We start from the raw sequence: 21,969 nt of genomic DNA, 5'->3' as shown, positions 1-21,969 counted from the left end.
CCTTTTCATTATTGAATCGGGCGATGATTCGCCCGTTTGATATCATGTAAAATTTCGAGTACGTTAACGGCCCAGGTTACGATGCATACGTGAAGCAGATTACTGGCTCCGAGTGAGAATAAGCTGATAATCCCGGTTAAAATATCAGGGTGTCGATAGCGATCACTTTCTCCGTGTGATAAAACTGTGTGAGCCGTCGAGATGACGACTAAATAATCAAAAACATCTATTTTTCTTGTATATCGTTTTTTAATAACGGCTACAAGTAGCATAAGACCTGTAACAGCTGAACGAACAATGGCTTTTCTAATTCCGGGAGTGGAATTAATGAAGATCGATTGTACGGGATCCCAATTTCTTTGTTGAAAAAATAAGGCAATGAATTGAAAGATTTCTCTCTTCGAAATCTTTTGCGTATTATAGATAATCACCATAGTCATAATAGCCGGTTCAATCCGTACCTGTTCAATACCTTTGATTGCGCAATAATACCTTTCTATTACGTCAAAGGAGGAGTAGTTACGCAGCAATGGGACTTGAATTCGCAGCCTTCCAGGGATATCGTGTAGAACCGTATAAGACGGCACGATCCTTCTCTCCTTTCACTAAACTAAAATTTTCATGCTGTTCAGTACTACTCCGATGGTGGTTAAATTGTGAATGGCCGCTCCTGTAACGGATGAGATGAGACCTAATGCTCCAAGCAGAATCGCACCTCCATTAATCACAAAAGTAGCAATCACATTTTGTTTTACCGTCCTTTTCGTCTTTTTAGACAAATCAATAAGCTCGGTAAGAACATACGGATTATCATTGGATATAACTACATCACTTGCTTCAACAGCTAAATCTGTTCGTTTACCTCCAAAGGTAATGCCAATATCGGCCTTTGTTAACGCAGGAGCATCGTTCATGCCGTCCCCCACCATAGCTACTTTTCTTTTTCTCTTTTCTTTTTCAATAAAACGTAATTTCTGCTCCGGGAGCATACGGGCAAATACCTTATCTACCTGGACCTGACGGGCGATTCGATTGGCACTTTCTAGCATATCACCGGTTAACATGACGACTTTCTTTACCCCCCGTAGCCTCAACTGTTTAATTGTATGCTTCATTCCGGGTCTTATGATGTCTTGAATCAAAAATGCACCGGCGAGTTTTCCATCTATGGCAGTGTATACAGAGTACAGCTCTTTTGTCGTTTGTTCTGTTATTTGTACTCCCTGCTCCTGCAAGAAGGCTAAGCTGCCGGCCTTTATGTCCCGCCCTTTAATCATGCCGAACAGCCCCTTACCGGTAACCTCTGTGATCTTACTTTCTTCGATTACCTGGGCAGGAGTGATTCCGCGCCGCTTGGCTGCCTCTAAAATAGCATGGGCTAGCGGATGCGTGGAGGTTTGCTCTAAAGAGGAGGAATAGAATACAACCTCTCCCGGAGTAAAACCATTAAAGCATTTAATTTTCTGTACATAAGGTTTTCCCTCTGTAATGGTACCGGTTTTATCAAGAACAATCGTCTCAATATCTGCTAACTGTTCAATGTGGCTCCCGCTTTTTATCAGTGCGCCTTTTTTTGCGGCTTTTCCAATTGCCGCCGAAAAGGCTGCTGCTGTGGATAGTTTAATTCCACACACAAAGTCAATGACCAGCATGCTTAACGCGCGGTTTACATTACGGGTGATTAGATAGGTTCCGATAGTAAGCGCAAACGAGACCCCGACCATTTTTTCGGCGATTGCATTGGCATACTCTTGTGTGGGTGCTTTCGATGAATAAGCTTCTTCGATCAGTTGAATCATCCGCCCTAGGGCCGTTTCTCTGCCGGTCTTCGTGACCCGAACCGTCATTTCACCTTTTTTACAAATACTGCCGGAAAACACTTCATCTTCCGGGAATTTGTTCTTAGGTTTATACTCACCGGTAATCGCAGATTCATCGACTAGGGCGTTTCCAGTCACGACTACACCGTCGACAGGGATTCTTTCCCCTTGAAAAACTTTCACGAGATCATCTATTTGTATCTTCTCAGCTGCAGTCTTATGAATCGTTCCATCTTTTTCTACCTTCCAAGCATGAGGCGCTTCCAGCTTTATTAACGATTCTAGATGACGTTTCGTTTTCATCGTTGTCATATCTGTTAATAGCTCGCTCACTGTCGACATGATATAGATAATCAGTGCTGATGACGACTGCTTTAAGTACAGACAGGCAAGAAGAGAACAGACTGTTAAAAAATCTGAATTAAGCTTACGGTCCTTCGCAATTCCTGTATACGCATCCTTAATGGTAGAGGCCGACAACAGTAAAACGATGACGCCAATCAAACGATCCACTAGACGGATATAAGGAACAGGATTTTTAGAGAGAAACCAGTGCAGCGCATATAATAAAGAAGCTAAGCTTACCTGACTGAGTCTTTTTTTGACAGATGGTTGCTTCCCGTCTTGCATCTCTGCCGTTTTATCTAATTCTTTTAGCAACCGGTGTAATCGCTTTGGCTGGAAATTTTGGTCATAATAGAAGAGCAGACTTTTCGTGCAAGCCGTATAGGCTGCTGAATAAATGCCGGGAATGGTACGAAACCATGCTTCAATTTTAGCGCTAGGCAAGGCTGAATCCAGGTAGAGGCGCATTCTTCCAGGTACTGAATGGAGAACAACCACTTTTGTAATCTTGACCTCATCCCTTCTCGTCACTATTTTTTAAAACGGTATAAGCCCAATAGAATAAGCTGCTGGCGAATGCTGGATTTGTCGGAAAGCTGCGAAGTCCTTGGAACATAAAATAAACAATCATCATGCTGTCAATACTTGCATATCCGTTTGTCATTTTTTTTGCGTTTTTATTCACTCCATTGAAGAGGCTGCTCATGGTTTGCAGTGCTTTATCTTTTGTATGAGAGAAGCTTTCAATGGTAGTATCTGTGATGATTTGAAAAATGTGATCCAAGTCCTCTTGCTGCAGGTAGGGGGTTGTAAACTCTAGAGTTAAGCTTCCTGTAATGGGCGTGGCGCGACAGGATTTAATGAGTGGATGCTTTTGAAGTGCTTTTTCAAGATATGCGCCGATTTGCTGATCTTTCCAGCGATTGTTTTGCAGTCTTAACCGTCCTGGAATGGCATGAATAACTTGAATCTTTTGTTCTCTTAATTTCCCAACCACCTTAGGGATGACGAGGTATGCACCAAGACCGAGTATCGTTGACCACAATAGAAAAAACCTCCTATGAACTTACTAATCTTTTATCCTATGTAACTTTATTATTCGTTCAACCCACAGTTTAACGATTTCAAGTGGAGGCGGTTCCTTGAGTTGAAATTCAATGACAAGACTGCCTGTAAAAACTTCGAAACTGATTTTTTTTACAAAAGGCTCTTTTTTGATGACAGCCTCCACCTTTTGTAACAGAGGTTCATTTTGTTTCCATAATTCGCTTTTCAAACGGATTCTTCCTGGAATAAAATGAACGATTCTGATGTGATGTATGTTTAATCTACGCTCATACTTTTTTAATTGCTGAAAATAAAGCGCTTCCTTTAACATGATGCCTCCTAAAATTAATCTATATCCAAATTATAATGATAATTCAAATAATTAGCAATGGGGATAATCTAGAAGAGGAATGCGCCTTTCTTGAGTACTAGGTACTATCTAAAAGTTTCGTTGGATCGTGGGGACAGGTCCGTTGTTCCAAAGAAACAAGGGGACCGCTCAAGTCTTGAAAAGTCTGCCGGTTCTGACGTTTCACCGTTGAATGGTAAACCCATCCCATAGTGAAACGTCAGAAACAATTACCATTGAATGAACAGCATTTTTATAGTAATATAGTCTCATAAGCTACATTGTTCGTATTCATAATTAAGTTTTAACCTTATAAGCTGTAACAGGGAGTTTTAATTGAAACAGGAATGACAAGCCTCTGTCTATATGACAAGGAGGACAGGCAGAAATGTTTCTGCGAACACCCACTTTTAGGAGTGGTGGTTTAAAACTTTCTTATACTAAATACGGCAAAGGTGGCTTTACATAATGAAGCAGACCAGTTCCTTAAACTAGCCCCTGTAGAGTAGACACTTAAACAAGACTACTCTACAGGGGCTTTTTGTGTGAAAGAGATTGCAGGGAAACCTCTGCACATCTTTTTCAGGAAACCTCAGAACCGGGGCTTCCCCTCCATTTTATAATTTTCTTTTAAAGGATAAACTATGATTATTTAAACCTAATGGTAACGAATAAAAGAGTTCATTTAGCAGGAGGGTCCTTATGCAAAAAATAGTGCCACATTTATGGTATGACAAAGAAGCGAAAGAAGCTGCATCGTTTTATGTCAGTTTATTTGATCGATCAAAACTTTTAAGTGTGACCGTCCTTGAAAACACTCCTTCTGGGGATGCAGAATGGGTAAGCTTTGAATTGGACGGACAGCCATTTCAAGCCATTAGTGCGGGACCTTACTTCAAATTTAATCCGTCCATTTCCTTGATGGTCGCTTGCGACTCTGTAGAAGAAGTCAATACTAAATGGAAGGCACTATCAGAAGGCGGTACCGAATTAATGGCCTTAGGCGAGTATCCTTTTTGTAAGTGGTATGGCTGGGTTCAAGATCGATATGGACTGTCTTGGCAGCTGATGCTTATGGACAATCATCAAGCAGTTCAAAAAATTACACCAAACTTACTTTTTTCAAATGATTCATGTGGAAAGGCTGAAGAAGCGTTGCTGTTCTATACAGAAATATTTAAGGACTCCGGAATTGAATTCTTAAGCAAGTATGGGAAAGGGGAAGCGGCGTCGCCAAAAGCAAAGGTAAATTATGCTGCTTTTAAGCTTGGAGGCCTGAATTTTTCCGCAATGGATAATGCATTTGATGTAGATTACCACTTTAATGAAGCATTTTCTTTAATTGTAAACTGTAAAGATCAGCAAGAGATTAATTACTTCTGGGATAGACTTTCTGCCGTACCTGAGGCAGAACAATGCGGATGGGTGAAGGATAAATATGGACTTTCATGGCAAATCGTACCGGATAACATAGATGAGATTTTGAATAAAGGTTCAAAAGAGGAAATTCAAAGAGTGAATCAAGAGCTTTTAAAAATGAAAAAAATCGATATAAATGCATTAGAAAAAGCTCGATTTGAAAAATAATAAAAGACAAGTGGAATTTAAGAAGAGAAAATTTGTCAGAAAGAGAGCTTGATTCTGACTCGTCTAAGCTAAATTTTGTCACTGTGACATCTCGAATAATCTTATTTCACATTGTTCCTATCATTGAATGGAATGTTAAAGTGGACCTAGATAGAAGGATTCTAGGTCCACTTTTCATTTTTTCTGTCGTTCTATCATACGAGTCAATTGATGAGAATGGCACTGCATAATGAACCGCCTCCCGCGTTTCACCCCTGTCTAGATTTCGTTATTTCAGAAATGATTCTGAAATAAACGTTAAAAAAACCCTTTATCTAAAAAACTGTCAAGCCCCACTTTTTACATAATTATTGGAATATCTTTAAATGACTGGAAGATTTATAGGTGAGAAAGATTTGAAGCTCGAATAGTGAACAATTGCCCTATACACAATGGATTGTATGAGGTAAGAAGGTTTTGCAGCTGCAGCGTGGGGAAATGTTTGTTAATTTCTTCCTGAAATATGACAAAAAAGCATATGTTACGATAAGGCTGTTAGGAACGATAGGTTCGAATTTTAGGAGGTAAAAAGATGTTCAAGAAAAAAGTAATGCTTACGATTGCCGCAGCTGCAACAATCGCTATGGCAAGTCCAGTGGTAGAAAAAGCGAGTGCAGCCGAAAATACAATGACCGTACAAAAAAAGGTATACGTCTATCAAGGACATAATCTTGCAGAATGGAATAATTACTTACAAAAATATTTTGCTAGTTTAGGATATAAGACAACAACGAATACGACAACACAGCAGAATCCTGCAACAACGCCGGAAACGCAGACACCTGTTGAGCAGGCGCCGGTCGTTCAGACCCCTTCTCCAACCACTCAAACACCTGTTGAGCAACAGGCGCCAGCAACGGAGCAGCAAACACCGCAAACGACGAGTGCTTTAAGCGAGTACGAACAAAAGGTAGTTGATTTGACTAACCAAGAGCGTGCTAAAAATGGCTTAGCTCCATTACAAGTAGATACAGAGTTAAGTAAAGTGGCCCGTGAAAAGTCACTCGATATGGCTAACAAAGGCTATTTTAGCCACACAAGCCCAACCTATGGATCACCTTTTGATATGATGAAACAATTTGGTATTTCCTATAGAGCGGCAGGTGAAAATATTGCAATGGGTCAACGATCACCTGAGGAAGTTGTCCAGGCATGGATGAATAGTGAGGGACATCGTAAAAACATCTTAAGTGCAAACTTTACTCACATCGGTGTCGGTCACTCACAGCAAGGAAACTATTGGACACAAATGTTTATTGGAAAATAAACAAGACTAAGAGCGGTCCAAAAGAACAGGTCCCATGACCTCGGTCCTTCTAGGCGAAATACGGGAAGAGGGGCCTGTCACATTAAAATTTCTCATAATTAACAAAATAGAATACGAAAAAGGCATGAATGTTCCATGCCCTTTTTGTATTTGTCTATCTTAGCCCCCAAAAACGATGTTTGGTTTATCGGCTATTCAAGTGGACAAAGCGCAAATTAAAACGGCTTTGTTACCATGAAAATAATGATAATGATTGTTGCTAGATATGTATAGCGATTGAACGGAGCTGCTTGTTTTTTTACCTTCATGTAAGAATCCGGGAGTTCATCCCCATTATGATTTTTTAGGATTTCTACTTGTTGGGCTGTTTTTTTAGGGACGATAAAGCCAGCAACGGGCAATATGGTTACGAAAAGAATAAGTGAAGCGATGTACCAGCCTTGTGCAAATAAACTAGAATTTAACGCACCCAAAATTAAACCTGTTCCAAGTAGTGTAAAAGTTCCTATAACTACTAATTTATCAATTGAATGATTAACATGAATAGCAAACTCTGCTTGTTTTGCTGTTTTTGCTCTGTTTAATAAAAATGGTGATGCGAATGACGCCCCAATTCCACATACCGCACCAAGAACATGGATTAAAAGGATAAATCCATATAAAGACATAATTCTTACCTCCTAAGTTTGTTTTAGCCTAGTCATCATATCACAGGACTTTAGAAGGGTCTTGTGGAAAAATGTCGAAAAAATAAAATTTACATAATTTTTACATTAGTAATGTTGTTTGTCGCTGTGGCATCCGGGAAAATCTTGTTTTGCAAACTATTTCACGTTGTTCCTATCATTGAATGGAATGTTAAAGTGGATCTTGGTAGAAGGAGATCTAAGTCCATTTTTTACTACTGAACACAAATGTTTATTGGAAAATAAAGCAGGGCTAAAAGTGAACAGCACCCCCAATTGTTAGAATAATTAAGGGGGCTGTTCAGACTTGTCATCTTGTCACTTCTTGGACATTAGAACGAAAAGAGAATCGGAATGGTAATCATCATGACGATAAACATAATTACCTGCAGGGGAATGCCGATTTTTACAAAATCAATAAATTTATAGCCCCCTGCTGTCATGACTAATGCGTTTGTCGGCGATGCTACGGGTGTGGCGAAGGACATACCAGCGGCAACTGCAACAGCTATCAGAAAAGGATACGGACTGACACTTAAATTGAGTGCAGCATTGATTCCGATAGGTGCAAATAAAACGGCTGTGGCTGTATTGCTGATAAATTGGCCGAATATCATTGTGAGTAAATAGATTCCAGCGAGGACTCCAATCGAACCAAATCCTCCTAATAGGTCAATGATTCCTTCAGATATAAATACCATGCCGCCTGTTTTCTCTAATGCTGTTGCCAGCGGAAGCATACAGGCGATTAATACAATGCTTTCCCAATTCAGTTGATTGTAGGCATCATCCATGTTACGCAAGCATCCTGTCACAATCATTAAGACTGAACCAATTAAGACAGAAATGACAGCGGGAAAGACCTCGAATACCATTAAGGCAACCATGAGCAGAAGAATCAAACCGGCAACAGGTGCTTTGCCGCTTGCAGATGCCAGGCTTGCATGCTCCTTCGGCTGCCCGACTACAACTACATCCTTCGTTTCTCTGGAAAGATACTCAATATCCTCCCATGAGCCTTGTACTAACAGGGCATCTCCGAAACGCAGCTTTACCGTAGACATATCCTTCATCAAATAATGTCCTTTTCTGTTAATGGCAATCACGTTCACATTGTATCTTTTGCGAAAATCAACATCTGAAATGGTCCTATTAATCAAACGTGAATCAGGTGTCAGCAGTACTTCGGCAATCCCCATTTTACTTGAGACCAAAACCTCATCATACGGATCCTTTTTTTCAATAATGAGTTCAAAATCCTTTGCCAGCCTTTCTACTTGGGAAAGGGAGCCTTGAATATAGAGAATATCCTTTTCGTGAATCACACTCTCCGGCCCAGCCATTTCTTGATAGGTCATCGGTAAAAGCATTCGCCCCTCTGCCATTTTGCGTTCGATTTTTAAAATCGCTAAATGATACTTCGAAGGGATTTTCAATTGTGATAAGCGCTTTTCTACCAATAGTGAGTCATCCAATACATGAACGCGGTGTAAATTATTCTCCAGCCTATAATTGAGAATAAGCTCTTTCGGTGTAATCTGATGATTCTCTACCTGCTTTTTACTTTGATTGTCCGGCAGCAGGATATTTCGAACGAGAAACAAATAAGTGATCCCAGTGATCGCAGCAACGACTCCAATTGGTGTAATAGAAAAGAAGCTAAGCCTTTCAAATCCGTTATCGGACAGAAGCTGACTCACAATAAGATTGGGCGGCGAAGCAATCAATGTCATTAATCCGGATAAACTGGCTGTAAAGGAAAGGGGAATTAAAAACTTTGATACATCCCTTTTGATGCTGATGGCAATACTGATGACCACCGGCAGCATAATAGCCACTGTCCCTGTATTACTCATAAAGGATCCAACAAACAGGACAATCAGTAACAGAAAGATAAATAGCTTCTTCTCGCTATTGCCTGACCAATGCAGCAGCAAATCTCCAGCCTTTTGGGCAAGTCCCGTCCTCCGGATGCCGGCTCCAACTACAAATAGTGCGGCAATCATAATAACGACTGAGTTTGAAAAACCGGCTAAGGCCTCTGCCGGCTCTAGAATACCCGAGAGGACAAGCGCTAATAACGCCAGGATACTTACAAAATCAGCCCGCACACGATTACTCATAAAAAGAAAAATGGTTAAAGCAAGGATAATAAAGGTCATGATTAATTGCATGTATCGGGAAATCCTTTCATTAGTCATTTTTTCAGGTTCCAAATATTGGGTATACATAGTTAATAGTAACGTACAGGGAAAAAGAAATAAAGGTATCTGGGGAATAGACTGGCCATCAGAGAGTAATACAGGAGAATGGGGGTAATTGGCGCATTTGCTTCGGCAACCTTTAAAGCTTGGGATACCATCCATGAAGATGGAATAATTGATTTTGCTAGATGAAAAATATATGTTTGTTAATGGAAGGTTGTTTTTTACATATGCTTGAAACTAGCAGGTAATCATCAATCGTGAACGTTCCATGTCTATTGCACAAGAGAAAACTTCTGAACAACTTCCATCACCCATGTGAAAAGGAGAGTTAGTATGTTAAATTTCACTTTAAACATTCCGACGAAGATTATTTTTGGTAAAGGCGAGGTTAGTCGTACTGGAGAGATTGTCAAAGAATACGGAAAGAAAGTATTATTGGTGACGGGTCGTACTTCAACGAAAAAAACAGGATCACTGAATAAAGTGACTGAGTCTCTCAAAGAGGCAGGTGTTGATTTTGTTGTGTTCGATCAAGTAGAACCGAATCCACGGGCAGAAACTGTGGATAGAGGCGGACAAATTGCTCGTGAGGAACAATGTGATTTAATTCTCGCTTTAGGCGGCGGTTCTGCCATGGATGCTTCTAAAGCCATTGCAACTGTGGCTGTTTCCGCCAGACCGATTCATGAATATATAAGAGGAAATAAAACCGGTCTTTGGAAGGAATTGCTGCCAATTCAAGAGGCGCTCCCTATTATAACGATCCCAACGTTAGCAGCGACAGGATCTGAAGCCAATTCCAATGCTGTTATTACGAACTGGGAAATGAAGGAAAAATCAGGAATCGCAGGTCCAGCTCTTTTCCCACGTACAGCCATCCTTGATCCGGAATTAACCTATACTGTATCTGCCAGCTATACGGCGGATGGAGCGGTCGATATGTTCACGCATTTGTACGAGGGATATATGACAGGTGATGAGAATGCAAATGTTCAAGATGAGATTACAGAAGGGTTGATGCGAAACGCAGTCAAATATGCTAAGACGGCGCTTAATCATCCAGAGGATTATAACGCCCGCGCGCATCTTCTTTGGACAAGTACGCTCGCTTTAATCGGCATCGCAAATGCAGGAAGAGGCGGTCCTTTCCCGGTTCATCAAATAGAACATACGTTGTCCGCACATTATGATATATCCCATGGGCGCGGATTGGCGATTCTCACTCCAGCTTATTTTCGTCAAATTATTAAAAAGGACCGCCCGCATCGCCTGGCAAGACTGGGCCGGCAAGTGTTTAACATTACACAGGAGGATGATGCTGCGGCCTGTGACGCTACAATTGAAGCACTAGTAAGCTGGTTTAAAGACATTGGCACCTACGATACATTGAAAAATGTTGGAGTGAAAAAAGAAGATTTGAAGCTGATGGCAGAAGAAACGATACGCGTATCAGGATTAGGTCAGGACTCAATCGCTGCGACACACCCTCTAACAGCTGAAGAGGTACTTCGTATGTATGAGGAAGTATTTGAATAAGAATTGGCGGGTGGAGAGGCAAATCATACCAATTGATATTGGAATCGATCGAAGGGACTCAGGGATGAAAAGACTTGAGTTCTTTTTTCTTTAGTAAAAGGCTGAGTTCATCAATCTGAGCATAATAATGTTTTTCATTGGACAATACTAACCATTACTTGGAAGTTTTTATGAAATTATAATGGGGGGAAAATTCAATGGAAAACAACCAACATATGGATCTAACTTCAGCAGAAATGGGTGCCTTGTGGAGCTCCTATTTTTCAGAAACAATCACAAAATGTATGTTTCTTCATTTCCTAGAAAACGTCGAAGACCCAGATATTGAGTCACTTCTGAAGCATGGATTAACTATTTGTAATAAACGTATTCCTAAAATTAAAGAAATTCTTCTGAAAGAGAACTTTCCTATTCCTCGAGGATTTACTGAAAAAGATGTAAACTTACAAGCTCCCCGTCTTTTTTCTGATCCTTTCTATCTGTGTTATATTTGGCTCATGAGCAGTGTGGAATTGCAGGCTTACTCATTATCACTGTCATTGTGCAGCAGGTCAGATGTGAACGATTATTACCGGGAAGTATTAAATGGTTCTGCTGATACAGATACAAAAGCACGGGAATTAGCTTTAAAAAAAGGATTATTCGTTCGTGCACCATACATTCCCATTCCCCAAAAAATAGACTTTGTCAAAAAGAAAAGCTTTTTAACAGGGTGGTTTGGTGAAAGAAGACCTTTAAATGCACTTGAAATCACTCATTTATTTAAAAATGCTATGACAAACATCATAGGTATTACAGTCATGACAGGGTTCAGTCAAGTAGCTAAATCCAAGGATATTCGTCATTTATGTATTAGGGGCAAGGAGATTGCCGCTAAACATTCTAATATATTTACAGCTGTCTTAAAAGAGGAGGGCCTTTCATCCTTTGATTCTCCGGCGATCTATGCAACCGATTCAACGACTTCTCCATTTTCCGATAAATTAATGTTATTTCATATTACCTCGTTAAATGCATTAGGAATAGGTAACTATGGATCAGCGATTTCTTCAAGTTCAAGAAGAGATGTTGGGACCCATTATACACGTTTAATGGCAGAAATCGCTCTGTTTACAGAAGAGGCAGCGAATCTTATGATTGAACATGGCTGGATGGAACAACCTCCACAAGCTGCTGACCGAGATCATTTAGTTAAATAGCATGAGAAAGGTTTTCATGCTTAAAGATTGTTTTAGGGATCTGCCTTCATGTCCCCTTGAATAAAACTGATCTAAAAAAGCTGACTCAAAAGTTCGTTCATACTTTTTGAGTCAGTCTTTTTTTGTACAGATAGATAAAGGGATGGTGCGTATGCTTATCTGGTAAAAGTTTGGAGTATCATTTGTTTTGCAATAAATAATCAATTAAAAAGGATAAAAATTTATTGAAAAACGATAAATAGCATGATAATATCAAATCGTAAATAAAAAAGAGAGGTGCTTTTTATGAAAAAAGGTTCAACTTTATTTTTAAAGGCAGCTGTTATCATTATTGGTATTCCAGTTCTGGCTTTATGCGTATTTTTGCTGCCACAGTTAGCAAGCACAGCATTTGAACATGCCAAAGAAGGGGCACAGTTGGCTTATATCGTATTTGGCCTTTTATTTATTATGTATGTATCCGCGATACCGTTTTACTTTGCGTTGTATCAAGCATTTAGACTTTTAACTTATATTGACAAGAATCAAGCGTTCTCGGATTTATCTGTTATTGCTTTAAAGAAAATTAAAAACTGTGCGATTACCATTAGCAGTTTGTATGTGGCAGCCCTGCCATTGCTCTTCCCCATAGCCCAGTGGGATGATGCACCGGGTCTCGTCTTGATTGGAATGGTCATTGTTGGTGCTTCGTTGGTGATCGCGGTCTTTGCGGCAGTTCTGCAGAGGCTTTTAAAAGAAGCGATAGATATAAAATCAGAAAACGATTTAACGGTCTGAGGTGATAACAATGGCGATAATAATCAATATCGATGTGATGCTGGCGAAACGAAAAATGAGTGTAACCGAACTGTCAGAGAGAGTTGGAATTACGATGGCTAACCTTTCTATATTAAAAAATGGCAAGGCAAAAGCGATTCGATTTTCCACTTTAGAGGCTATTTGCAAGGCTTTAGATTGCCAGCCAGGGGATATTTTAGAATACAGAAATGATGAAGAAACACAAGGGTAGCGGGTGTTTTAGACTTTACCAACTTTAGGTGGTTATTAAAGGATAGATGGTGGATTGGGGGAATTTATGTATTCTCATCAAAAATGGGGGGCACAAATCATGAGAGCATTAAAACAGCTCGTTCGTTTTGGCTGGGAGCAGGCATTATCCTGTTTGTTTCCAGTCGTTATTTTTGCCTCGTTAGCTCTTACAAAATTCATACAACTTCCCTTCCTTGCTCGTTATGATTGGCTGCTCATCATCTGCCTGCTTATGCAGTGGCAGATGGTGCGTTCAGGCCTTGAAACACGAGATGAACTAAAGGTGATTACATTGTTCCATCTTATCGGATTAGCTCTTGAACTATTCAAAGTACATATGGGCTCGTGGTCGTATCCGGAGGAAGCGTATTTCAAAATTTGGGGAGTGCCATTGTATAGTGGATTCATGTACGCAAGTGTGGCGAGTTATCTTTGCCAGGCGTGGAGAAGGCTTAACGTTAACTTGATTAAGTGGCCGCCGTTTTTGGCCGTTGTCCCACTTGCTGCTGCGATTTATTTGAATTTTTTCACTCATCATTATTGGATGGATGTTCGATGGTGGTTATCAGGACTGGTCATCATCGTCTTTTGGCCATCATGGGTCACTTACGAGGTTGGCGGAAAACAATATCGTATGCCAATCGTATTTTCATTTGTACTTATTGGGTTTTTCATCTGGATTGCCGAGAATATCGCAACGTTCTTTGGAGCCTGGGAGTATCCAAACCAAACCGATGCATGGAGTCTTGTTCATCTAGGAAAGGTGAGTTCATGGCTCTTATTAGTCATTGTTAGCTTTCTTATTGTAGCAACCTTAAAGCAGGTGAAGGGAAACGTTCCGCGAAATAGAGAGCGTTCTATTTTAACTGAGGGAAGATATTCAAGAAACGACAAACAATCCTATCAGCAAGATTTAAATATTAAGCAATAAAGAGACTTTGGAAGCATAAAAACTAAAGACGCCTGAATTCCATTCAGTGTCCAATCCATTTGCATTCCTGAAATGGATGCAAAAGGTACTTGGAGGGGTTAACAACATTTCGGAGGGACACATGATGTCAATGAAAATTCCTTTTTTTAATTATAAACAATCGAAAGAATCCTTCCGTTATATGGAGGGTCATACACCGGAACATATCGCCATCATTATGGATGGAAACGGACGCTGGGCCAGGAAGCGGGGCCTGCCAAGGGTTGCCGGACATAAAGAAGGCATATCTGCGGTCGTGAAAATCGTCAAGGCAGCGGTCAAATGCAAAGTGAAGATCTTGACACTTTATACGTTTTCCACGGAAAACTGGAAACGTCCGAAGACTGAGGTAGATGTGATATTAAGACTTCCTAAGGAGTTTTTACAAGTGTATCTGCCAGAGCTAATCTCCAATAATGTACGCATTGAAGCGATCGGTGATATGGGAAAACTGCCGGCCCACACACGTGAGGCAATACAATATGCCATTGACCGCACCCGGGACAATGACGGTCTTCAGCTCAATTTTGCCCTCAACTATGGAAGCAGGAACGAAATTCTTCATGCGATAAAAGAAATGTATGCGGATATAAATGAGGCAAAATTGTCACTAGATGAGCTGGATGAACAGAAGTTTTCAAAATACCTGTATACAGAAGGCCTGCCAGAGCCTGATTTGCTGATTCGCACCGGAGGGGAGAAACGTCTAAGCAATTTCCTGCTCTGGCAGCTGGCCTACACCGAGTTCTGGTTTACCGATGTACTATGGCCGGATTTCTCTGAAAAGGAGTTTCTGCACGCGCTTGAAGAATACAGGCAACGCAAGAGAAGGTATGGAGGAATATAGAATGATCAGTGTACTGCTGCAGAGGGGGAACTGGAGGAAATCCACCCACTGCTAGAGACAGATAGGCGCCCTAAAAGAAGGAAAAAGCCAAAAGCCGGTCGCCTAGAGGCCTGGTAGGCTCCTGAAAAGAAGGAAAAAGGAGAAAGCTGGTCGCCTATAGACCTGCTAGGCGCCCGAAAAGAAGGAAAAAGGAGAAAGTCGGTCGCCTAGAGGCCTGCTAGGGTCCTGAAAAGAGGTAAAAAGGAGAAAGCCGGTCGCCTATAGACCTGCTAGGCGCCCAAAAAGAAGTAAGAAGGAGAAAGCCGGTCGCCTATAGTCCTGATAGGCTCCTGAAAAGAAACGAATAGCTAAAACTCAGTCGCCTATAAATTGAAGAATCGATGCCTATGTGTTGTCATCCTAAGCAGACAGCTAAACTCAATATTAGTATAGGTACTCAGACAAGGTCTGAGTTTTTTTCTTATCATCATCCTCGAATGGTTATACCTTTTCGTATTTTGTTGTAAAAGAGGGGCCTAAAAGCGCACGGCGTCGAGGGCAATGCGTTAGTTATAAATTAAACAAACGTTTGATTAACTCGTTAGCGGGCACAGGGACCAGCTTTCCGCGGATAAAGCAAGATTATTGAATAGGAAAGGATAGCTTATAAAATATAAACATATTAATCTAAGATGGTGAAGGAGGTCGGGTCTATGAATTATAGTGAAATCAAACCAGAAGAGATGTATGAACTTATTTGTCAGGCAAATCTCCCTCAGCAGCAAGCTTATGTAACAAGAGATAAAAGTAAATTATACTTTAGACACTATCCTTCTGATTCAAATAGAATATTAATTTTGCTGCATGGTATTTCGGAGGATAGTAAATACCTATTTCGCTTAGCTGAGTATGTCTCGTCCAATCATCTCGCACAAGTGTATACACCGGATTTGAGAGGATATGGTACATATGCTGAACGTAAGGGCGATGTGGATTATATTGGCCAATTAGATGATGACCTAGCGGGTCTGATTCACTTAATAAAGGAAAAAAATAATCACGCGAAGATTATTCTTGGAGGACACTCCATTGGAGGGGGAACGGTTCTGCGATTTTCAGGGAGTCAGTACTCCGACCTTATTGATGCCTTTCTTTTCATAGCGCCGTATATTCATCCGAATGCTCCAACAAATCGAAAAAATGAAGGCGGCAACTCCAAAGTGTCTCTAGCAAAGTTGATTCTTCTTTATTTATTTGAGGCATTACGGATACGAGGTTTTCATCATTGGAACATCTTAAACGTAACTAAACCTATGGACATTCAACATGGCGGTGAAACATTGAATTTGAGCTTTCGTCTGCTTATGTCACGTATCCCCCAGAACTACCAACAAAATATAAAAAAAATCACAAAACCTTCATTCGTTGTTATAGGCGATAAAGATGAATTATTCTATAGCGAAAAGTTTGATTCTCTGTTTAGTCCCAATCAAAATATCGTTACTAAGGTTTTACCCAATCATAACCATGATGGGATTTTATTTAGTTCTGAAACTTATAAGGAAGTGGAAAAATGGTTGGCTGAACTATAACGAGTGGGAGAACCACCCGAATTATAGCAGCCAAGGCCATTCAATAAATAACAAACAATGGCATATTTGAATTCAACGTTATTACAGCTTTTTACGTAATAATACGTATTCCGGACCGATGACAGGCTGAAAGCTCTCGTCTACATCACATGGGTTTACTCGAAGTGTTTTGATTCTTTCTGTAAACCCCATCCTCTTATATAATCGAATATTATCTTCGTGATCAGGGTCAACACCAATGGTGGCATAGTTGAAATTTAGCTCACATAATCGATCCAACACCGTGTTCATCAGCATCGTTCCAAGGGCTTTTCTGCGCATAATTTCTTCGATTTGGAAGCCGTAAAGATAGGCAGTTGTCTTCCCATCAGCAAAATCAGGATCATCAAGGGACTTGAATAGGTAGAGTTCACCAATCAGTCTCGCATGATATTCAATTGCCCAAAACTCTGCATTGCCCTTCGTTATTTGGTCTGAAAAAAATTCAGAGGTATAAAATTTATACCAGAGTGCCAGCATCTCATCAACGGTTGCTTGTCTTACAATCATACAAAAACTCCTTCAGATAAAAGATTCTTCATTTTTTACTATTACTAAAAATAGTTGATTATCCTGCTTCTATTATTATTATTATAAGATAATAATTGCAAGACTAGGTGCTCTACTGAAACAGAGTTCTTCTTTATCTGTTTCAGTAGGACTGTACCCTTATTTCTTAAAGCAGCATTCCCCCAAGCAAGACAATCACCGGTAATGAAACAAGAACAATCAAATTTGATACCAAAGTATGCATCACTCCATAATTTTCATCCGCATTATATAGTGCCAGTATGACCGAAGCTGCGGTAACTGCTGGCATGGCCATTTCAATGAGTAGAACTTGTTCTACGTCTGCTGCAATAGGTAATAGAGTCAGTACTAAAATTCCGATTACCGGAAAAACAATTAACTTAAACGAAACAGGTATAGCAACCAATTTTGCTGGGACTTTTCTTTTCTCTTTAATGATTGTCATCACTAACATTCCTATATAGATCATCGCTAATGGGCTTGCCACTGCGCCCAAGGATGAGGTTACATCCTTAACGAAAACACCCGGATCTATTTTGAAAAAGGTGAAAATCAACCCAATGGTTACCGCAATATTTGGTGCAGAAATCATAGACTTGAAGTTTTTTAATGTCACTTTTGTTTTTCCTTGAACAAACAGAGTACCAACCGTCCACAGCGTTAATGACATGCCTGCATCGAAAACAGCTGCATACACAGCCCCTTTAGCTCCAAACAAAGAAGCACACAAAGGAATACCGATTGGCCCGGAATTGCCGAATGTTGATAAAAAGGCCGTTTCACGAGCTTTTAGTGCTCCTAATCCAATCGATTTGGAGAATGCCCATCCTGTTAGAAGCGCTAAAATATTAAAGCAAAGAGAGAAAATAAAAATAATCACAATCTGATGCAATAAGCTATTATCAATTTTGACCTGAAAGAATCCGCTTAGGATAATGGCAGGCAGTGCAATATTTATTATGACAAAGATTAAGAATCCTTTTACATCTTTTGTTAAAGCAATTTTATTTGCAAGCCACATTCCAATCCCGATTAACACAGCTAACTTTAGAACAGTAAATATTAATATGGTATAATCCATGTCCCTTCAATCTCCTTTTTAAACTGTATTTATTCTGTCTAAAATATATATCTATATAGTAATTTATGGATGAAGTCTTTCTATCCCCTTTCAAGTATTCTAGTGAATTTTAAGTTGTATTTTAAAAAATAACACAATATTCGAAAAAGTGTTAATAATTCGTCTTGGTATTTTTATTGAAGATGGTGCCAAGAAGCGCCCTTTTTAGTAATGTAATTCAAAAAAAAGTTAATATATTCCGCATAGAGAAAAAATAATATTTTATTCAGAAAATTCCTATTATAAGATACGGATTGTAACTATTTCTTCTTGAAAGGAGGAAGCATGAATTTCTAGCGGAATAAGATAACTGTTAAGACTAATCATGTGAATAAATCTCTATTTTTTTATTTTTAAATAATTATATAAGCAACAGCAAAATAGTAGAAAATAATCATTTGTTCCGCATAGAGAAAATCGATTATTGTATTAGGTAAAAAACTCATATATTATGAAAATACGGAAAATTCAAACTAGTCAAATAGGAGTGTTTGGATTAAAAGATATTTATAGAAATTCCCGAAACAATTGTAAGCGTTTTAGAAGGAATGAAAAAGAAATATCAAAATAGCTATTGGGGGTAGAAGAAATGTTGAACAAAAAGTTTAAATTTGCACTAACAGGGATTTTGGCATCTATGCTAATGGTTTCAGCCTGTTCAAGCGGCAGTACCAGCGGTGAAAGCAAGGGAGATGGTGAAGTAAAACCAATAGAGTTCAAGTTTGGCAGTATGGACTCACCTGACCATGTACAGAACGCTGAAGCTTTCACAACATTCGCAGAAGATGTTAAGGGATTAACGGATGGCCGTGTAACTTTCGAGATGTATACAGGTGGTTCGCTGGGTGGACCGAAGGATACTTTAGAGAATATTAAAACAGGGATTATGGATGTTGGAAGAGGAATCCATGGTTATAATGCGGGAACCTTTGAAGCTCAATCTGTTATGCTTTTACCATTTATGGCAGATGGGAATGCAGAAGAACTAAGTATTGTTACGCAAAAATTACATGATCAGTTCCCTGAAATTCAGGAAGAATACTCTGACGTTAAGCTTTTATGGGTTCATGCAGCAGATCCATATGCCATTATTACAAAAGGAAAAGCAGTTAGAAGTTTTAAAGATATGAAGGGCTTGAAATTGAGAACTCCATCTACTGAAGGCAGCGAAATGATAGAAGCTTGGGGAGCGACGCCGGTTTCCATTCCAGCACCAGAAATCTATGATGCCATGCAAAAAGGTGTAATTGATGGGGGAATTTTACCGATTGCAGCTATCAAGGACTTTAATTTAACTGATTTAGTGGATTATGTAACAATTGGAAACTTCAATACAAATCTATTCTATGTATCAATGAATAAAGACAGCTGGAACAAGATTTCACCTGAAGACCAAAAGTTAATTGAAGAAAAATATTTAGGCTTACCAATGGCAAAACAAGCTGGACAAGCTTTTGATGGTCAAAAAGAAAGAGCTGAAAAAGAAGCAAAAGATGCTGGTGCTGAATTTATTACTTTACCAGAAGAAGAATTAACCAAGTTTAAAGAAAGTGCACAGACAGTTACAGACAGCTGGATAGAAAAAATGGATAAAAAGGGAATTGATGGACAAAAGATTTATGACGAAGCAGTAAAATTAATAGAATCCAAATAGTAGAATAACGGGGGTGATTCTAGAATGAACCATGAAACAGAAAAAACGCTTTCGTTAGGAGTTCATCCTCCTAACGAGGTGTCTTTTTTACAAAAACTAACACTGACGGTAGAGAAGATTACAAAGTCTATCAACAACATAATGCATAAAATTTCTAGTGTTATCCTTTTCTTGTTAATGTTTTTAACAACCGCTGATGTCCTTGGCCGGTATTTTTTTAATAGCCCAATTACAGGAACCTATGAATTAACAGGACTTGCTTTAGCGTTAATGATCTTCTTTAGCCTAGGTTCAGGGCAGCTTTCAAAGGACCATATTGAAATTGACTTCTTAACCAATATGATGTCGGAAAAAGCACAAGCAGCTTTATACGCGCTTGCATCGTTCATCTTATTTATTCTTATGACTTTAACGACTTGGCAGCTGTTCTTATATTCTATGAGAACGATGCAGGGCGGGGAGTTGAGTGGTGATCTTGGATTACCCTTATATATCTTTATGTTTGTGTGCGCAGTTGGTGCTGTAGCTTTTACGCTTACCTATTTACTAGATACGTTACAGTCCATACTTAAGGTGGTGAAAAAGAGTGAGTCCTGAGTTAGTTGGTGTAATTGGTATCATTTTATTATTGGTATTAATCTTATTAAGAGTTTCGGTTGGTCTATCGCTATTTTTAGTTGGATTTTTGGGCGTATCCTGGCTGTCCGATTGGAGTGTTGGATTATCCCAATTAGGTGCTTCAGCATTTGGTACATCTAATAACTATGGATTAAGTGTAATCCCGATGTTTATTTTAATGGGGATGTTTATGTCTAATACCGGTCTAGGAAAAGATTTATTTAATGCGGTAGATAAGTGGATTGGACATTTGCGTGGCGGCCTGGCCATTGCAACGGTAGGGGCTGCGTCTATTTTTTCAGCTATTTCTGGTTCATCCAATGCTACAACAGCAACATTGGCAAAAATTTGTATTCCTGAAATGAATCATTACAAATATAAAACGAATTTTTCTACAGCAGCGGTCGCTGCAGGGGGGACTTTAGGAGTATTGATTCCTCCAAGTGTTCTTTTGATTATCTATGGAGCTCTTACGTCGGAACCTATTGGGCCATTATTAATTGGCGGAATGGTTCCAGGTATTATTATGACCTTAATGTTTATGCTGATGATTAATGTTCAAGTTCGTCTAAATCCGGAAATTGCACCTAGAAAAACGGAAGTTACATCTATTGGAGCAAAGTTTGCTTCTTTAAAAAGTATTTGGCCATTTCTCTTAATCTTTGCTATTAGTATTGGTGGTATTTATTTTGGGATATTTACACCAAGTGAAGCTGGCGGAATCGGAGCCATTGGAGCCTTTTTCCTCACTTTGATAACGAAGCGTCTAAATCTAAAAGGATTAATCTCTTCATTAGATGAAACGCTTAGATTAACGGTTATGCTGTTTTTGATTTTAATTGGGGCAGGCTTATTTGGTAAGTTTTTAGCATTAAGCCAGATTCCTATGTATTTAACAAATGTTGTTGGAACTTTAGATGTTTCACCTTATTTAATTTTGGCATTGATTCTTGTGGTATATTTCATCCTGGGGATGTTTCTTGAGGGTATTGCGATTATGACGCTGACACTTCCCATTGTGTATCCATTAATCACACAATTAGGATTTGATGGTTTATGGTTTGGTATTATCATGATCATGCTGATTAATATTGGTGTATTAACTCCGCCGCTTGGACTAAGTGTTTATATTATCAGTGGTGTTGTAAAGGACATACCGATTCAAACGATTTTCAGAGGAGTTATCCCAGCAATTATCACAATGTTTGCTTTAACCATTATTTTAATTATCTTCCCAGAAATCGTCACCTTTTTGCCGAATATGATTAAGTGACAATAATCTGTCCTAAAATGCTCCCCTTCTAGGAAAATAAGGGGAGTGTTTCTATTGAAAGGCAAGGTGCAGTGCAGCATAAGCTGGAGGGTATCTAGCGCCTTCTAGTGTATCCCACTCTTAACGGACAGTAAGACTCCCACCTCAAGATTCTAAGGATATAAAGAAGATAGGTGGGAGATTCAACTGCCCGTAAAGGTCCATTCGTGGAATCACAGACTAAGAACGCCACATT

Annotated in this window: 21 protein-coding genes; 13 read left to right on the top strand and 8 right to left on the bottom strand. The window is 39.5% G+C overall.

Annotated elements, in window-relative coordinates:
* Positions 1-8: 8 nt before the first annotated feature.
* From F4V44_RS02145 to F4V44_RS02130, 4 genes are all read right to left on the bottom strand, one after another.
* Positions 9-587, bottom strand: a complete 579-nt coding sequence (locus F4V44_RS02145) for an HMA2 domain-containing protein (RefSeq protein ID WP_150438346.1) — start codon at positions 585-587, stop codon at positions 9-11.
* A gap of 18 nt (positions 588-605) precedes the next feature.
* On the bottom strand, positions 606-2,609 hold the full coding sequence (locus F4V44_RS02140; protein WP_191090526.1) for a heavy metal translocating P-type ATPase: 2,004 nt from the start codon (positions 2,607-2,609) through the stop codon (positions 606-608).
* 70 nt (positions 2,610-2,679) lie between these two features.
* Positions 2,680-3,210: an HMA2 domain-containing protein gene (locus tag F4V44_RS02135; protein WP_150438344.1), complete on the bottom strand. Its 531-nt coding sequence runs from the start codon at positions 3,208-3,210 to the stop codon at positions 2,680-2,682.
* Positions 3,211-3,234: 24 nt separating this feature from the next.
* On the bottom strand, positions 3,235-3,543 hold the full coding sequence (locus F4V44_RS02130; RefSeq protein WP_150438343.1) for an HMA2 domain-containing protein: 309 nt from the start codon (positions 3,541-3,543) through the stop codon (positions 3,235-3,237).
* Between the two features lie 90 nt (positions 3,544-3,633).
* Between F4V44_RS02130 and F4V44_RS27155 the strand changes: the two genes are divergently transcribed.
* From F4V44_RS27155 to F4V44_RS02115, 3 genes are all read left to right on the top strand, one after another.
* Positions 3,634-3,774, top strand: a complete 141-nt coding sequence (locus F4V44_RS27155) for a hypothetical protein (protein ID WP_191090525.1) — start codon at positions 3,634-3,636, stop codon at positions 3,772-3,774.
* 489 nt (positions 3,775-4,263) lie between these two features.
* Positions 4,264-5,148: a VOC family protein gene (locus tag F4V44_RS02120; protein WP_150438342.1), complete on the top strand. Its 885-nt coding sequence runs from the start codon at positions 4,264-4,266 to the stop codon at positions 5,146-5,148.
* A 571-nt stretch (positions 5,149-5,719) separates the two neighbouring features.
* Entirely contained in the window at positions 5,720-6,454 is a 735-nt protein-coding gene (locus F4V44_RS02115) for a CAP domain-containing protein (RefSeq protein ID WP_150438341.1), read from the top strand.
* Between the two features lie 215 nt (positions 6,455-6,669).
* On the opposite strand, the gene F4V44_RS02110 is transcribed toward F4V44_RS02115, so the two are convergent.
* Both F4V44_RS02110 and F4V44_RS02105 read right to left on the bottom strand, forming a co-directional pair.
* Entirely contained in the window at positions 6,670-7,122 is a 453-nt protein-coding gene (locus F4V44_RS02110) for a DUF2269 family protein (protein ID WP_150438340.1), read from the bottom strand.
* 350 nt (positions 7,123-7,472) lie between these two features.
* Positions 7,473-9,314 (bottom strand): SLC13 family permease, encoded by a 1,842-nt coding sequence (locus tag F4V44_RS02105; RefSeq protein WP_150438339.1) that lies wholly within the window; start codon positions 9,312-9,314, stop codon positions 7,473-7,475.
* Positions 9,315-9,680: 366 nt separating this feature from the next.
* Between F4V44_RS02105 and F4V44_RS02100 the strand changes: the two genes are divergently transcribed.
* The 7 genes from F4V44_RS02100 (at position 9,681) to F4V44_RS02070 (ending at position 16,499) form a co-directional block, all read left to right on the top strand.
* Positions 9,681-10,883 (top strand): iron-containing alcohol dehydrogenase, encoded by a 1,203-nt coding sequence (locus F4V44_RS02100; protein WP_150438338.1) that lies wholly within the window; start codon positions 9,681-9,683, stop codon positions 10,881-10,883.
* A gap of 197 nt (positions 10,884-11,080) precedes the next feature.
* On the top strand, positions 11,081-12,082 hold the full coding sequence (locus tag F4V44_RS02095; RefSeq protein WP_150438337.1) for a DUF3231 family protein: 1,002 nt from the start codon (positions 11,081-11,083) through the stop codon (positions 12,080-12,082).
* A gap of 285 nt (positions 12,083-12,367) precedes the next feature.
* Complete coding sequence (locus F4V44_RS02090; RefSeq protein WP_150438336.1) at positions 12,368-12,859, top strand: DUF2975 domain-containing protein; 492 nt, start codon at positions 12,368-12,370, stop codon at positions 12,857-12,859.
* A 10-nt stretch (positions 12,860-12,869) separates the two neighbouring features.
* Complete coding sequence (locus F4V44_RS02085; RefSeq protein ID WP_150438335.1) at positions 12,870-13,091, top strand: helix-turn-helix domain-containing protein; 222 nt, start codon at positions 12,870-12,872, stop codon at positions 13,089-13,091.
* Positions 13,092-13,190: 99 nt separating this feature from the next.
* A complete protein-coding gene (locus F4V44_RS02080; protein ID WP_150438334.1) occupies positions 13,191-14,042 on the top strand; it encodes a DUF817 domain-containing protein in 852 nt (283 codons plus the stop codon).
* Between the two features lie 124 nt (positions 14,043-14,166).
* Complete coding sequence (locus tag F4V44_RS02075; RefSeq protein ID WP_150438416.1) at positions 14,167-14,928, top strand: isoprenyl transferase; 762 nt, start codon at positions 14,167-14,169, stop codon at positions 14,926-14,928.
* A 692-nt stretch (positions 14,929-15,620) separates the two neighbouring features.
* Entirely contained in the window at positions 15,621-16,499 is an 879-nt protein-coding gene (locus tag F4V44_RS02070; protein WP_191090524.1) for an alpha/beta hydrolase, read from the top strand.
* Between the two features lie 81 nt (positions 16,500-16,580).
* Here F4V44_RS02070 and F4V44_RS02065 read toward each other — a convergent pair whose 3' ends face one another.
* Both F4V44_RS02065 and F4V44_RS02060 read right to left on the bottom strand, forming a co-directional pair.
* A complete protein-coding gene (locus tag F4V44_RS02065) occupies positions 16,581-17,048 on the bottom strand; it encodes a GNAT family N-acetyltransferase (RefSeq protein ID WP_150438332.1) in 468 nt (155 codons plus the stop codon).
* 166 nt (positions 17,049-17,214) lie between these two features.
* The gene (locus F4V44_RS02060) at positions 17,215-18,150 is read right to left on the bottom strand and encodes an AEC family transporter (RefSeq protein ID WP_150438331.1); all 936 of its coding nucleotides are present in this window, start codon (positions 18,148-18,150) and stop codon (positions 17,215-17,217) included.
* A gap of 628 nt (positions 18,151-18,778) precedes the next feature.
* Between F4V44_RS02060 and F4V44_RS02055 the strand changes: the two genes are divergently transcribed.
* From F4V44_RS02055 to F4V44_RS02045, 3 genes are read left to right on the top strand one after another with little or no spacing between them, the layout of a single operon-like run.
* The gene (locus F4V44_RS02055; RefSeq protein ID WP_223881760.1) at positions 18,779-19,843 is read left to right on the top strand and encodes a TRAP transporter substrate-binding protein; all 1,065 of its coding nucleotides are present in this window, start codon (positions 18,779-18,781) and stop codon (positions 19,841-19,843) included.
* A gap of 24 nt (positions 19,844-19,867) precedes the next feature.
* Positions 19,868-20,440: a TRAP transporter small permease gene (locus F4V44_RS02050; RefSeq protein ID WP_150438330.1), complete on the top strand. Its 573-nt coding sequence runs from the start codon at positions 19,868-19,870 to the stop codon at positions 20,438-20,440.
* A complete protein-coding gene (locus F4V44_RS02045; protein ID WP_150438329.1) occupies positions 20,430-21,734 on the top strand; it encodes a TRAP transporter large permease in 1,305 nt (434 codons plus the stop codon). The genes F4V44_RS02050 and F4V44_RS02045 overlap by 11 nt, the downstream gene beginning before the upstream one ends.
* Positions 21,735-21,969: the final 235 nt, after the last annotated feature.

The organism is Niallia endozanthoxylica, from assembly GCF_008710145.1.
Lineage (GTDB): Bacteria > Bacillota > Bacilli > Bacillales > Cytobacillaceae > Bacillus_BD > Bacillus_BD endozanthoxylica.
Note: the sequence above shows the minus strand (reverse complement) of the source record. Positions and strands in the feature narration are given on the sequence as shown.